General features: G+C 65.3%; 13 protein-coding genes. 12 read left to right on the top strand and 1 reads right to left on the bottom strand.

The window, feature by feature from the left end:
• Position 1: 1 nt before the first annotated feature.
• The 12 genes from RTQ46_RS02830 (at position 2) to RTQ46_RS02775 (ending at position 13,035) form a co-directional block, all read left to right on the top strand.
• On the top strand, positions 2 to 493 hold the full coding sequence (locus tag RTQ46_RS02830) for an Hcp family type VI secretion system effector (RefSeq protein WP_065310606.1): 492 nt from the start codon (positions 2 to 4) through the stop codon (positions 491 to 493).
• Between the two features lie 76 nt (positions 494 to 569).
• The gene (tssE, locus tag RTQ46_RS02825; protein ID WP_312434450.1) at positions 570 to 1,061 is read left to right on the top strand and encodes a type VI secretion system baseplate subunit TssE; all 492 of its coding nucleotides are present in this window, start codon (positions 570 to 572) and stop codon (positions 1,059 to 1,061) included.
• Positions 1,058 to 3,694, top strand: a complete 2,637-nt coding sequence (gene tssH / locus RTQ46_RS02820) for a type VI secretion system ATPase TssH (RefSeq protein WP_312434448.1) — start codon at positions 1,058 to 1,060, stop codon at positions 3,692 to 3,694. Before tssE ends, tssH begins: the two co-directional genes overlap by 4 nt.
• Before the next feature lie 21 nt (positions 3,695 to 3,715).
• Complete coding sequence (gene tssA, locus RTQ46_RS02815; RefSeq protein ID WP_312434447.1) at positions 3,716 to 4,747, top strand: type VI secretion system protein TssA; 1,032 nt, start codon at positions 3,716 to 3,718, stop codon at positions 4,745 to 4,747.
• A gap of 21 nt (positions 4,748 to 4,768) precedes the next feature.
• On the top strand, positions 4,769 to 5,575 hold the full coding sequence (locus tag RTQ46_RS02810; RefSeq protein WP_312434446.1) for a transporter substrate-binding domain-containing protein: 807 nt from the start codon (positions 4,769 to 4,771) through the stop codon (positions 5,573 to 5,575).
• A 42-nt stretch (positions 5,576 to 5,617) separates the two neighbouring features.
• Positions 5,618 to 6,145, top strand: a complete 528-nt coding sequence (locus tag RTQ46_RS02805; protein WP_312434444.1) for a lipocalin family protein — start codon at positions 5,618 to 5,620, stop codon at positions 6,143 to 6,145.
• Positions 6,146 to 6,240: 95 nt separating this feature from the next.
• Positions 6,241 to 7,887 (top strand): methyl-accepting chemotaxis protein, encoded by a 1,647-nt coding sequence (locus tag RTQ46_RS02800; protein WP_312434443.1) that lies wholly within the window; start codon positions 6,241 to 6,243, stop codon positions 7,885 to 7,887.
• 54 nt (positions 7,888 to 7,941) lie between these two features.
• Positions 7,942 to 8,592 carry a tRNA-uridine aminocarboxypropyltransferase gene (locus RTQ46_RS02795; protein ID WP_312434442.1) on the top strand — a complete coding sequence of 217 codons (651 nt, stop codon included), beginning with the start codon at positions 7,942 to 7,944 and terminating at the stop codon, positions 8,590 to 8,592.
• A 105-nt stretch (positions 8,593 to 8,697) separates the two neighbouring features.
• Positions 8,698 to 9,831, top strand: a complete 1,134-nt coding sequence (locus tag RTQ46_RS02790; RefSeq protein ID WP_312434506.1) for a PA0069 family radical SAM protein — start codon at positions 8,698 to 8,700, stop codon at positions 9,829 to 9,831.
• A gap of 226 nt (positions 9,832 to 10,057) precedes the next feature.
• Complete coding sequence (locus tag RTQ46_RS02785; protein WP_312434440.1) at positions 10,058 to 11,119, top strand: porin; 1,062 nt, start codon at positions 10,058 to 10,060, stop codon at positions 11,117 to 11,119.
• A gap of 13 nt (positions 11,120 to 11,132) precedes the next feature.
• A complete protein-coding gene (locus tag RTQ46_RS02780; protein ID WP_312434439.1) occupies positions 11,133 to 12,197 on the top strand; it encodes an enolase C-terminal domain-like protein in 1,065 nt (354 codons plus the stop codon).
• A gap of 25 nt (positions 12,198 to 12,222) precedes the next feature.
• The gene (locus RTQ46_RS02775) at positions 12,223 to 13,035 is read left to right on the top strand and encodes an alpha/beta hydrolase (protein WP_312434438.1); all 813 of its coding nucleotides are present in this window, start codon (positions 12,223 to 12,225) and stop codon (positions 13,033 to 13,035) included.
• Between the two features lie 118 nt (positions 13,036 to 13,153).
• On the opposite strand, the gene RTQ46_RS02770 is transcribed toward RTQ46_RS02775, so the two are convergent.
• Positions 13,154 to 13,930: an enoyl-CoA hydratase/isomerase family protein gene (locus tag RTQ46_RS02770; RefSeq protein WP_312434505.1), complete on the bottom strand. Its 777-nt coding sequence runs from the start codon at positions 13,928 to 13,930 to the stop codon at positions 13,154 to 13,156.
• Position 13,931: the final 1 nt, after the last annotated feature.

Genomic DNA, 13,931 nt, shown 5'->3' with positions numbered 1-13,931 from the left:
CATGGCAATCGATGTATATCTGCAGATAGACGGCATCAAGGGCGAGTCGACCGATGACAAGCACAAGGACTGGATCGAGTGCAAATCGGTCAGCTGGAGCGTGGAACAGCCGAAATCGGCCACCGCATCGACCGGTGGCGGCCACACGGCCGAACGCTGCGAGCACAAGGACATCGTCATCTCCAAGCTGGCCGACCTGTCCTCGCCGGTGCTGCTGCAGACCTGCTCGGCCGGCAAGACCATCCCCAAGGCGCGCTTCGAATTTATGCGTGCCGACGGCCAGGGCGAGCGCGTCAAGTATTTTGAAATCGAGATCGAGAATGTGCTGATCGGCGCCGTCACGCCCAACGTGGAAGAAGGCGACATCCTGGGCGAGCACGTGGGCTTCAAGTTCTCGAAAGTGAAGTGGAAATACACGCAGCAAAAGGTGACCGGCGGCGCCGGCGGCAATACCTCGGGCGGCTGGGACCTGGCGGCCAACCGCGTAGTGTGATGGTGATCTGACGCAGCATGCGCGGTGCGCGCCGGCGACGGGCCGATGCGCACCGCGCTTCTTTTCGGGAGGCCGCATGCAAGCACCGCTGAATGGCGCAGCGCCCGGGTTCGTGCCGGGACTGTTCGACCGCCTGCTGGGCGAGGGTGGTACGGGCGCGACGGCGCGGCTGACGCTCGAGCAGCTCAAGGATGCGGTGGCGCGCGACCTGGAAGAGCTGCTCAACACGCGCGTGGCGCTGCCGGCCGGCGCCCTGGACAACTACCCGGAATGCGCCGCCTCCATCGTCAATTACGGCCTGATCGACTTTGCCGGCATGTGTTTGTCGAGCAGCGATGACCGGGCCCGCATCTGCGCCGCGCTGAAGGCGGCCATCGAACGCCACGAGCCGCGCCTGCGCCATGTGCGCGCGCGCCTGGAGCGCGAGGCCGGTTCCATCAACCGCGTCAGCTTTGTCATCAGCGCGACCCTGGCCGTGGCGCAGGCCAGTGAAGCCGTCAATTTCGACGCCGTGCTGCAGCCATCGTCGCTGCGCTATTCGATCAACCGCAAGGGAGCCGCCGCATGAGCAACAACCTCAAGACCCTGATCTCGAAACTCAATGACACCGCGCGCACGGCCGCCACGCGCGCGGCCTCGATCTGCGTGGGCCTGGGCCAGTATGAAGTCGATGTCGAACACCTGTTCCTGGCCCTGCTGGAGCAGGAACGCAGCGATGTCGCCGTGGCCGCGCGGCGTAGCGACATCAGCGTCACGGCGCTGGAAGCGGACCTGCGCCGCGAGATCGGCACCTTCCGCACGGGCAGCGCGCGCACCCCCGTATTTTCGCCGCACCTGCCGCTGCTGTTCGAGCACGCGTGGCTGATCGCGTCGCTCGGCGCGGCGCAGCCGGCGGCGATCCGCAGCCGCCATCTGCTGCTGGCGCTGTTGACCGAGCCGGAACTGTCGCAACTGGCGTATCGCGGCTCGAAGCTGTTCGCCCGCTTCAGCGTGGAACAGCTGAAACACCACCCCGACAAGCTGACGACCGGTTCCAGCGAAGAAACCGCCGCTGCGCCGCAAGTGGCTGAAGCGCCGGCCGACGCCGTCGCGGCGCTGGCGACCAGAACGCCGGCGCTGGACCAGTTCACCACCGACCTGACGCAGCTGGCACGCGACGGCAAGCTCGATCCCGTGATCGGGCGCGAAAACGAGATCCGCCAGGCGGTCGACATCCTGCTGCGCCGGCGCCAGAACAATCCCATCCTGACCGGCGAGGCCGGCGTGGGCAAGACGGCCGTGGTGGAAGGACTGGCGCTGCGCATCGCCGCCGGCGACGTGCCCGCCGTGCTGCAGGGTGCGCATATCCACTCGCTCGACATGGGCCTGCTGCAGGCCGGCGCCAGCGTCAAGGGCGAGTTTGAAAGCCGGCTCAAAAACGTCATCGACGAAGTGGGCAAGAGCGCGCATCCCGTGATCCTGTTCATCGACGAGGCGCACACGATGATCGGCGCCGGCGGCCAGGCCGGGCAGAACGACGCCGCCAACCTGCTCAAGCCCGCGCTGGCGCGCGGCGCCCTGCGCACCATTGCCGCCACCACCTGGGGCGAATATAAAAAATACTTTGAAAAGGATGCGGCACTGGCGCGGCGCTTCCAGGTAGTCAAGGTGGAGGAGCCGGGCGAGGAGATCGCCTGCGCCATGCTGCGCGCGATGGCGCCGCTGATGGAGCGCCACTTTCATATCCGCGTGCGCGACGAGGCGATCGTCGACGCCGTGCGCCTGTCGCACCGCTATATCAGCGGGCGCCAGTTGCCCGACAAGGCCGTCAGCGTGCTCGATACGGCCTGCGCCCAGGTAGCGCTGGGACAGAGCTCCACGCCGGCGCAACTGGAAAACGCCAGTCGCCGCAACGAGCGCATGGCGGCGGAAATCGCCGCGCTGCAGCGCGAGCTGGCCGGCGGCGAGCCACCCGGCCAGGCAGCTGCGCGATTGCAGCAGCTGCTGCACGATCACGAGCAGGGGCAGCAGCAGGTGGCCGGGCTGGCGCAGCGCTGGCAGCGCGAAAAGGCGCTGGTGGCGCAGATCACCGAACTGCGCGCCGGCCTGCAGCGCGAGCGGCCCGGCGAAGCCGGTGCGGCGGCGCTGCTGGCGGTAAAAGACGAACTGGCGGCGCTGCAGGGCGAAGCGCCATTGGCGCCGCTCGAAGTCGATGCGCAGGTAGTGGCGGGGATCGTCTCCGGCTGGACCGGCATCCCGCTCGGCAAAATGGTAAAGGATGAAATCCGCACCGTGCTGGCGCTGGATGCGGCTTTGCGCGAACGCGTGCTGGGCCAGGATCACGTGCTCGATGCGGTGGCGCAGCGCGTGCGCACGGCGCGCGCCAGTCTCGACGATCCTAACAAGCCGCAGGCCGTGTTCCTGTTTGCCGGGCCGTCCGGCACCGGCAAGACGGAGACGGCGCTGGCGCTGGCCGACCTGCTGTATGGCGGCGAGCGCAAGCTGATCACCATTAACATGAGCGAATACCAGGAAGCGCACAGCGTGGCCGGACTGAAAGGCTCGCCGCCCGGTTATGTCGGCTATGGCGAAGGTGGCGTGCTGACCGAAGCCGTGCGGCGCCAGCCCTACAGCGTGGTGCTGCTCGACGAGGCGGAAAAAGCCCATCCCGACGTGCTCGAACTGTTTTTCCAGGTGTTCGACAAGGGCGTGCTCGATGACGCAGAAGGGCGCGAGATCGACTTTCGCAACACCATCATCATCGCCACCTCGAATGTGGGTTCCGGCGCCATGATGGCGGCCTGCCTGAACCAGCCGGCAGATACCTTGCCCACACCCGGGGCGCTGGAAGAACTGGTGCGCCCGCAGCTGGTGAAACACTTCAAGCCCGCCTTCCTGGGACGCCTGAAAGTGCTGCCGTTCTACCCCTTGAACGATGCGGTGCTGGCCGAGATCATCGCGCTGAAACTGGCGCGCATCGGCCAGCGCATCGCGCGCAATCACCGGGCGACGTTCAACACCGACGACGCGCTGGTCGAAGCGGTGCTGGCGCGCTGCACCGAAGTCGATTCGGGCGCACGCAATGTCGACCAGATCCTCAACGGCAGCGTGCTGCCCGAGGTGGCCGAAGCGGTGCTGGCGCGCATGGCTGATGGCCGGCCGGTGTCCGCCATCAGCGTCAGCGCCACCGCGCAGGGTCAGTTCACCTACACCGTCACGTAATTACATCAGCCGGAGGAAGCCATGTTCAATCTCGATCAACTGCTGCAGCCGGTCAGCGCCGTCAAGCCCTGCGGCGAAGACATCACCTTCAGCCAGGAGCTCGATGCGATCGCCCGTGCGCGCCAGCACGACGACCCCAGCCTGGACCAGGGCGAGTGGGTGGTGGCGCTGAAGGAGGCCGACTGGCCGTTTGTCGCCACCCGCTGCGCGCAGCTGATCGCCTCGCACAGCAAGGATTTGCGGGTCGCCGTCTGGCTGGCCGAAGCGCACGCGAAGACGCGCCATTTCCGGGGCCTGGGCGACGGCTATGCACTGCTGGCGGGGCTGTGCGAACGCTACTGGGACGGCCTGTATCCGCCGGTCGAAGACGGCGACCCGGAGCAGCGCATCGGCAACCTGTTCTGGCTGCTCACGCGCACGCCGCAGCTGGTGCGCGAGATCGCGCTGACCGACGGCCCGGACGGCCGCTTTTCGCTGCAAGATTTCGATGCGGCGCGCCAGCGCCAGGCAGCCAGCGCACAGCAGCCCGACAACGGCTGGGGCGAGCCGCGGCAAGAGGAGGGCGTCACACTGGCGCAGATGGAACTGGCGCGGCAAAAGAACACGCGCCAGTTCAGCGAGGCCCTGCTGGCCGACGCGCAGTACTGCATGCAGTCGCTGCTGGCGCTCGAGCGTTGCATCGACGCGCGCTTCGGCATCGACGGCCCCAGTTTTCGCGCCGCGCGCGAAGCGCTGGAAAACGCGATCCATTTTATTGCGCCGATGCCCTTGGACGGCGAATTTGCCGCCGCGCTGCCGGGCGTGCCTGCCGCCTCGGGCGTGCCGGGCAATACGGGCGCCATTGTGCAGCGCCAGCAGGCCTTGTCGCAACTGCGCCAGGTGGCCGATTTCTTCCGCCGCACCGAGCCGCACAGCCCCGTGGCCTATTTGGCCGACAAGGCCGCCAGCTGGGGCGAGATGCCGTTGCACCAGTGGCTGCGCGCCGTGGTCAAGGACCAGGGCACGCTGGCACAGCTCGACGACATGCTGGGCACCGATGGCGCCGGTGGCTGAGCTTTATGCTAACCTTGTCGGATGCAAAAAACACCGTTGCCATTTGCCGCGCTTTGTCTGCTTGCCTGTACCCGCCTGTCCAGTGCTGCCGCGCCACCGCAGCCGCTGGTGATCTATGGCGACGATGGCTATCCACCGTATTCCTATGTTGAAAACGGCCAGATGAAGGGCATCTATACGGACATCCTGCGCGAAGCCCTGCGAACGATGCCGCAATACCGGGTGCAGCTGCGGCCGGTGCCGTGGAAGCGTGGGGTGCTGATGATGCAGACGGGCGAGGCGTTTGCCCTGTATCCGCCGTACGCCTTGCCCGGCGAGCGCCCGACGGTGAGCTACTCCGCGCCTTTGCTGACCGAGCACGTGGCGGTGTTCTGCAACCAGGAAGTGGCCAAGCGGCGCAAGCTGGCCAGCTGGCCGCTTGACTATCGCGGCCTGCGCATCGGCGTCAATGCCGGTTTCCTGGTGGGCGACGCGGCTTATCATGCGGCGGTCCGGGAGGGAACTTTGAAAGTCGATATGGCCAAGGGTACGCGCAGCAATCTGCTCAAGCTGATGCACGGTCGCGTGGACTGCTATATCAACGACCGGCTGTCGGTGCACTGGGAACTGCAGCGCTTGCGCCGCGAAGGGCAGGTGCTGCCCGCCATGCTGGCCATCAAGGAAACGGCGCAGCTGGCCAGCCAGCAAGGTTATCTGGGATATGGTCCCGTGCTGCCTGCGACTGCGCCATACCGCGCCGACTTTATTGCCCGCTTTAATCTGGCCCTGGCGCAGATGCAGCAGAACGGCGCGATCCGGCGCATAGTCGAACGCGCCCTGCAGCATTGAGCAGGCTACAATCGGCGCCATCATTTACCGTGGAGTATCACCATGAAAAAACTGCTGCTGCTGCTCTCTTCCCTGCTGTCGTTGGCGCTGCTGGCCGGCTGCGTTGGCCGCCCTGATAATATCGTTCCTGTCAGCAATTTCAATACCACCAAATACCTGGGCAAGTGGTACGAGATCGCCCGCCTCGACCACTCGTTCGAGCGGGGCTTGAGTCACGTGACGGCCGACTACAGCCTGCGCCAGGATGGCGGCCTGAAAGTGGTCAATCGCGGCTACAAGGACGCCGACGCTGTCTGGAAGGAATCCGAGGGCAAGGCCTATTTTGTCGACAAGAAAGACGAGGGCTACCTGAAAGTGTCGTTTTTCGGCCCGTTCTATGGCTCGTACATCGTGTTCGACCTGGACCAGCAGGATTACAGCTACTCGATGATCAGCGGCCCCGACAAATCGTATTTCTGGCTGCTGTCGCGTACGCCGACCATGGACCCGGCGCTGCAGAAGCGCCTGATCGACAAAGCGCAAGCGCTCGGTTTTGATACCTCGAAACTGATTATCGTCAAGCAAAACTGATTTCTTGCAATGCCTATCTGAGTCGGTCACAATCAGCCTCAGAACGCGCCGCGCCCGCGGAATACGCGTCGACTTTTCAGATAGGGGACTGCATCATGAAAAACCTCAGGATCGGCGTACGTCTGGGCGGAGGTTTTGCCGCGGTATTGATATTGCTGACCTCGCTTACCGTGGTCGGCATCGTGCAGATGCAAAATGCCAGCCGCGAAACCGACGAGCTGGTCAACGTCAAGGTGCGCAACGAGCGCCTGATCGGCGAATGGGCCAAGGTGATCGAAGTCAATGCGGCGCGCACGGCGGCCGCCTGGAAGGTCAGCGATCCGGCACACCAGAAGCAGTTCGAAACGGAAATGGCCGCCTCGTCCGCGCGCGCCACGGAAATCCAGGACGCCATCGGCAAGAGCCAGCTCAACGCGCAGGAACAGGCGCAGTACCAGGACGTGCTGGCCACGCGCAAGGCCTACACGGAAGTGCGCAAGAATGTCTTCAAGGCCAAGAATGCGGGCGACATGGCGCTGGGCAGGCAGCTGTACGAAGGCGAGATGGCCACCCGGCGCGATAGTTACCTGGCCTCGCTGAGTAAATTGGCCCAGCTCGAAGCACAACTGCTCGATGTCACCGCAGGGCAGATCCGCTCGCGCTATGAAAACGGACGCCTGCTGCTGATCTCGCTGGGCGTGGCCGCCATCCTGCTGGGCATTGCCTGTGCGTACTGGATCACCCGTTCGATCACGCGGCCCATCACGCGCGCTGTCGAAGTGGCGCAGGCCGTCTCGGCCGGAGATCTCACCAGCGAGATCGTGGTCGACAGCACCGATGAAACGGGGCAGCTGATGCACGCGCTGAAAGACATGAACGACAAGCTGGTCAGCATTGTTAGCCAGGTGCGCGCCAGCACCGACTCGATCGCCACCGCCTCCGGCGAAATTGCCGCCGGCAACCTGGACCTGTCGTCGCGCACGGAGCAGCAGGCCAGCTCGCTCGAAGAGACGGCCTCGTCCATGGAAGAGCTGACCTCGACCGTGAAACACAATGCCGACAATGCGCGCAGCGCCAACCAGCTGGCCATCGACGCGTCGCAGATCGCCAGCCGGGGCGGCGCGGTGGTGTCGGAAGTGGTCAGCACCATGGGTTCCATCAACGATTCTTCGCGCAAGATTGTCGACATTATCAGCGTGATCGATGCGATTGCGTTCCAGACCAATATCCTGGCCTTGAATGCCGCCGTGGAGGCGGCGCGCGCAGGCGAGCAGGGCCGCGGCTTTGCCGTGGTTGCCACCGAAGTGCGCAACCTGGCCCAGCGCTCCAGCCAGGCCGCGAAAGAAATCAAGGGCCTGATCGACGACTCGGTGCAAAAGGTCGAAGCGGGCTCGCAGCTGGTGGACAAGGCGGGCCGCACCATGGACGAAATCGTGCAGAGCATCAGCCATGTGACGCAGATCATGAACCAGATTACCGACGCCAGCGAAGAGCAGCGCGCCGGCATCGAACAGGTCAACCAGGCAATCGGCCAGATGGACCAGGTCACCCAGCAGAACGCGGCGCTGGTGGAGGAGGCGGCGGCCGCCGCCGAATCGATGCAGGACCAGGCGGCGCGCCTGAGCGGCGTGGTGGGGCTGTTCAAGCTCGATGCCAGGCAGGTGGCGCGCGCAGCTGCGGCACCCTCGGCGCCATTGGTTCCTGCCGTGCGCCGGTCGGCGGCTTTGGCAGCGGGCAAGGCCAAGGAATGGGAAGAATTTTAAGAGCGCAGGGCGGGGCGCTACAATCGCGGTCCTGATGCCGACTGACGCCCTTCCATGAATTCCGCTACCGACTCTTCTTGCCGCCGCGAACGCTGCGCCACCTGCCTGCGCGCCCAGGCCAGCTGCATCTGCCAGTGGGTGCGGCGCGTTCCAAACACGGTGGAGATATTGCTGTTCCAGCATCCGCTGGAAGTAACGAACGCCAAGAACAGCGCCCGCCTGCTACACCTGAGCCTGCCCAACAGCCGGCTGGTGGCGGGCGAGGCGTTTGCCCCCGAGGTCCTGGCGGAACTGCTGGCGGGCAAGCACAATGTGTTGCTGTACCCCGACACGCCAGGCGACCGCTCGCTGGGCATCGCGCCGCCGCCTGCGCTCGACCCCGCCATCCTGCTGGACCCGGCGGCACTGCGGCTGGTGGTGCTGGACGCCACCTGGCGCAAGAGCCGCAAGATGCTGTATCTGAACCCCGCGCTGCAGCAGCTGCCGCGCCTGCCGCTGCGCGACACGCCCGCATCGCACTACCTGATCCGCAAGGCGCATGCGCCGGACCAGTTGTCGACCCTGGAAGCGACCTGTTATGCGCTGATGCAGCTGGAAAACGACGTACCCCGTTTTGCTCCCCTGATCACCGCCTTTGACGGCTTTGTCGCGCAACAGATGAGTTACATCCCGCCAGCGGATAAAAATGCCTCAGATAGTCCTTGAACTTGATCCGGCAGCGGCATAGTATACTGTACGTATATACAGTTAATGGGGCCGTTCATGAAAGCTATCATCCCGGATCATGGCGACAGTTTTGCCGGCCAGGCCATGTTGCCGCCGCAATCGCTCAAAGCGCGCAAGGGCAGGGGCGCCGTTTCCAACCTGCAGGGCCGCTACGAGGTGCATGGCCGGGAAGGGTTTGACGATGGCTGGAGCGTGCCTGCTGACGACGGCGAGGAGGCAGCCGCCCCCTGGAAGACGCAGGTCAGCGACGAATTCGCGCGCACCATCCTGTCGCGCAATACTTCGCCCGACCTGCCGTTCTGCGTATCCTTGAATCCATATCGCGGTTGCGAGCACGGCTGCATTTACTGCTTTGCCCGCCCCACGCACAGCTACCTGGGCCTGTCGCCGGGACTCGATTTTGAAAGCCGCATCTTTGCCAAGGTGAATGCACCCGAACTGCTGCGGCGCGAACTGGCCAAGGCCTCGTATGTGCCCGAGCCGATCGCGCTGGGCGTCAATACCGATGCGTATCAGCCGTGCGAGCGCGAGCGCCAGCTGACGCGGCGCGTGCTGGAAGTGCTGCGCGAGTGCGACCACCCGGTGGGGCTGATTACCAAGTCCTCGCTGATCGAGCGCGATATCGACCTGCTGGCGCCGATGGCCGAAAAGCGCCTGGCGGCGGTGGCGATCACCGTCACCACGCTCGATCCGGCCATTTCCCGCACGCTGGAGCCGCGCGCGGCCGCTCCCGCGCGGCGGCTGCGCACGATTCGTACCCTGACCGACGCCGGCATTCCGGTGGGCGTGAGCATCGCGCCGATTATTCCGTTCGTGACGGAGCCCGAAATCGAGCAACTGCTCGAAGCCGTGCGCGATGCGGGCGCCATCAATGCCCACTATGTGGTGCTGCGCTTGCCGTGGGAAGTCAATCCGCTGTTTCAGCAATGGCTGGAAGCCCATTTTCCCGAGCGTGCCCAGCGCGTGATGAACCGCGTGCGTGAAATGCGCGGCGGCAAGGATTACGACAGCAGCTTCGGTACCCGCATGCATGGCGAAGGCGTCTGGGCCGACCTGATACGCCAGCGCTTTGAAAAAGCCGTGCACCGCCTCGGCATGCATGGCAAGGGCGGCCGTTTCAAGCAGCTCGACAGCACACAGTTCCGGCGCCCGCTGGTAGCGCCACCGCCAGGGCTCAAGGCCGGGCGTAGCCAGACGGGGCAGCTGGATCTGTTCTAGCAGCGGTTCTTTGTCCCCGGCGCGCGGCTTGCCGCCGCGCCGTCATGCGTTGCGCGCGTGAGACAAGGCGGGTGCGGCTTCTGCTGCGCTTTCCCCTCGGCTTCTCTCTCCTTTTCTGCTCTTGCCCTCGCTGGCCCGATAACGCTTGACAGCGTTCGATGTGCCGTCTACAGTCCAATTAAATCAATAGGTCAGATAATTGACCTTTATAACCATGGAGACGTAGATGAAACAACAAATCCTGGCCGTGGCCATCCTGTCGGCCGCCTCGGGCATGGCCACCGCCCAATCGTCGGTCACCATGTACGGCATGGTCGACATGGGCGTGGTGCGTGAATCGGGCGGGGCGGCCGGTTCCGTGACCAAGCTGACCAGCGGCGTGGAAAACGGTTCGCGCATCGGCTTTCGCGGCACCGAAGACCTCGGCGGCGGCAATTCCGCCATCTTTTTGCTGGAATCAGGGTTCCAGGCCGATACGGGCGCGCTGGGGCAGGGCGGCTTGCTGTTCGGGCGCCAGGCGTACGTCGGCCTGTCCGGCAACTGGGGTACCCTGACGCTTGGCCGCCAGTACGCGCCGAACTACACCACCATGACGACCGTCGGCGATCCGTTCGTGGCGGGCCTGGCCGGGGTGTTTTCCAGTGTGTTTGCCAATTCCGGCGCGCGCATGAACAATGCCGTCAAATATGTGTCGCCCAAGTTCAACGGCCTGAGCGGCGAAGTGGTGTATGGCGCCGGTGAAGTGGCTGGCAGCACTTCCGCCTCCAGCGTGGCCGGTGCGGCGCTGGCCTACAGCACGGGCGCGTTCAATATGCGCGTCGGCTACCAACATCGCGACAACGACACGGCGACCTTGAAAAACCAGAGCGCCGCGCGCAATACCCTGCTGGCAATGAATTACGACTGGCAGGTGGTGAAAGGCTTTTTCGCCTACGGCATCAACAAGGGCCTGAACAGTTCGCAGCTGTCGAACCCGAATGCCTACGGCCTGGCTGTGGCGGCGCGCCCCAGTATCGACAGCCGCGACCTGCTGGTCGGCGTCACCATTCCGGCCGGGCCGGGCCGCGTGATCGCCTCGTATATCCACAAGGATGATCGCACGGCGTTCAAGCAGGATGCCTCGCAATATGCGATCGGCTACAGCTACCTGCTGTCCAAACGCACCGACCTGTACGCGGCCTACGGCCAGATCAGCAACGAAAACGGCGCTTCGTACACGGTCAACTCGGCCATCGACACGGGTTCCGGCAACCGTGCCTTCAACCTTGGCATGCGCCACCTGTTCTGATGGGAGCAATGCGATGACGATAGTTTCCGCCACCCTGCGCCCCTGCGTGCAGCCGCTGGCCGACCCCACCTGGAAATTCGCCCGCGCCACCGTGCCCCGGCTCGATGGCTGGGTGCTGGTGCTCGAAGACGATAGCGGTGTGCAGGGCCTCGGCTATGCGCATGCCATTGCCGCCATTACCGGTTCCGGCGACACCGTGCGCGCGGCGCTGGAATTCCTGTTGCCGCAGCTGGTCGGGCGCGATCCGGCCGCACTGCGCCAGATCATGTCCGAGGTCGATGCGCGCCTCGCTTTCTCCAATTCTGCCAGGGCCGCCGTCGACATGGCGCTGCACGACCTGCTGGCGCGCCAGCTGAACGTGCCGCTGCATGTGCTGCTGGGCGGCGCCGTGCGCACCAGCGTCATCCAGGCGCGCATCCTGGCCATCAAGCCGCCACTGGACATGGCCGCCAACGCGGCGCGGCTGGCGGAGCAGGGCTACCGCCAGCTGAAACTCAAGCTCAGTGGCGACAGCGCGCTCGACGTGGCGCGCGTGGCCGAAGTGCGCGCGGCGGCCGGCGCGGGCGTGACCCTGACGCTGGACCCGAACCAGTCGTACGGCGTCAAGCAGATGATGTCCGCGTTTGCACGTATGGAGCAATACGACATCGCGCTGATCGAACAGCCCTTGCCGGCGTCCGACTGGGCCGGCATGAAGCTGTTGACCGACACCCTGCCGGTGGCGATCGAAGCCGATGAAAGCGCGGGCACGCTGGACGATGTGCTGGCGCTGGTCAGCGGGCGCATGGTCGACGTGATCAATCTGAAGGTGACCAAGCTCGGCGGCCTGCGCAAGTTCCTCGCTGCCGTGCAGATCTGCGAAACGGGCAATGTGACCTGCCGCGTCGGCGCCACGTTCGGGCCGGCGCTGCTGCAGTCGGTGGCCTTGCAGGCGGCAGCGTGCATCGGCAGCCTGCCGCACGGCTGCGAACTGGCCGAGCACCTGCACCTGCGCGACGATCCGTTTACGCCATTGCCGGTGATCGATGGCGACATGGCGCTGCCCACCGGCGCAGGCTGCGGGGTGGGCTATGTCTAGAAAACTGCTGTTGAAAGGAATGATCATGCTGACCATTGGTGCTGCTCCGGTGGCGCAAGCGGAACGCAGCCGCGTGCTGCTGCAGGACGGGGACACGCGGATCGACGTCATCGTCGACGGGCACGGGGACGCCATTGTGCTGCTGCCTTCGTCGCAGCGCGGCAGCGACGATCTCGACGCGGTGGCCGAAGCGCTGGCGGAGAGCGGCATGCGCGTGCTGCGACCGCAGCCGCGCGGCTTTGGCGCGAGCCGGGGCGAGATGACAGACCTGAGCTTGCACGTGCTGGCGCAGGATGTCGCCGCCACCATCCGCCAGCTCGGCGGCGGGCGCGCCATCGTGGCCGGCCATGCCTATGGCCACTATGTGGCGCGCGTGGCCGATCTCGATCACCCGCAACTGGTGCGCGGCGTGGTGATGCTGGCCAGCGCCAGTGCCAGTGCGGACACGTCGCTGCCGGCATCGCTCGATATCGCGGCCGACAGCGCCCAGCCGGAAGCACGGCGCCTCGACGCCTTGCGCCGCGCTTTTTTTGCGGCCGGCAACGATCCGCGCCCTTGGCTGGAGGGCTGGCAGCCGGAGCTGGCGGCGGTTTACCGCAAGGCGGCCAAAACGCCTGCGCGCTCGATCTGGTGGCCGGTCAGCCATGCGCCCGTGCTCGATCTGCAGGGCGCAGAGGACCCGTGGCGGCCGCGCGCCAGCGCGTCGGAAGTGAAGGATATTTTGAAGGAAAAGGCGACGGTGGTGGTGGTGCCGCATGCCAGCCATGCGCTGCCGGTGGAGCAGCCGAAGGCGGTGGCCAGGGCGATATCGGAATGGGCGGCCAGCGTTCCTCGTTAAGCACGTAGATCGGATTAGCGAGGCGCAGCCTCGCGTAATCCGACAACATTGATGGCGCCGTGGGTGGTGTCGGATTACGCGCTACGCGCTAATCCGACCTACGTCCTTCGACGTATTTTCACCGTCCCTGGAATACCGGCGCACGCTTTTCCCTGAACGCCGCCTGCGCCTCCCTCGCATCTTCCGTCAAGCCGATCGCCGCCGTCATGTCCTGCTCATAGCGGTACCCATCGCGCAAGCTCATGTCCTCGATCACGTTCATCGTGTGCTTGCCCATGCGCGTCGAGACCGGGCTCTTGGCGGCGATGGTGGCGGCCAGCGCCAGGGCGGCCGGCAGCAGTTCTTCCGGCGTGGTGCACTCTTCGACGATGCCGAGGCGGTACAGTTCTTCGCCGCCGACGCGGTAGCCGGTCAGCGCCATGCGGCGCAGCCGCGAGTGGCTGAACAGGCGCATCGCATGGCGGCAGCCGCCCAAGAGGCCCACATCCACTTCCGGCAGTCCCAGCGATGCCCTGGTCGAGGCGATCAAAATGTCCGATGAAGCCACCATCGCCAGGCCCGAGCCGAGCGCCGCGCCGTTGATGGCGGCGATCACGGGTTTGCTGCATTCGCGGATCGCGTGGAAGCATTCGCGCGTGCGGCGCGAGTGAGCCATCAGGTCGCCCGGATGTTTGATGTTCTCGGCGCGGCCTTTCAGGTCGGCGCCGGCGCAAAAGACCTTGCCGGCGCCCGTCAGCACCACGGCGCGGATCGCGGGCGTTTCCGAAATGATGTCGAGCGCCTGCGTCAGTTCGTCGTTCAGGATGCGTGTCAGGGCGTTGACGGGCGGGCTGTCGAGCGTCAGCAAGGCTACATGGCCGTCAATGCGCACATTGAGCTGGGTGTAGTTGTCCATG

This window comes from Janthinobacterium sp. (genome assembly GCF_031995485.1).
Lineage (GTDB): Bacteria > Pseudomonadota > Gammaproteobacteria > Burkholderiales > Burkholderiaceae_D > Janthinobacterium.
This window is presented reverse-complemented; position numbering and strand designations above follow the sequence as displayed.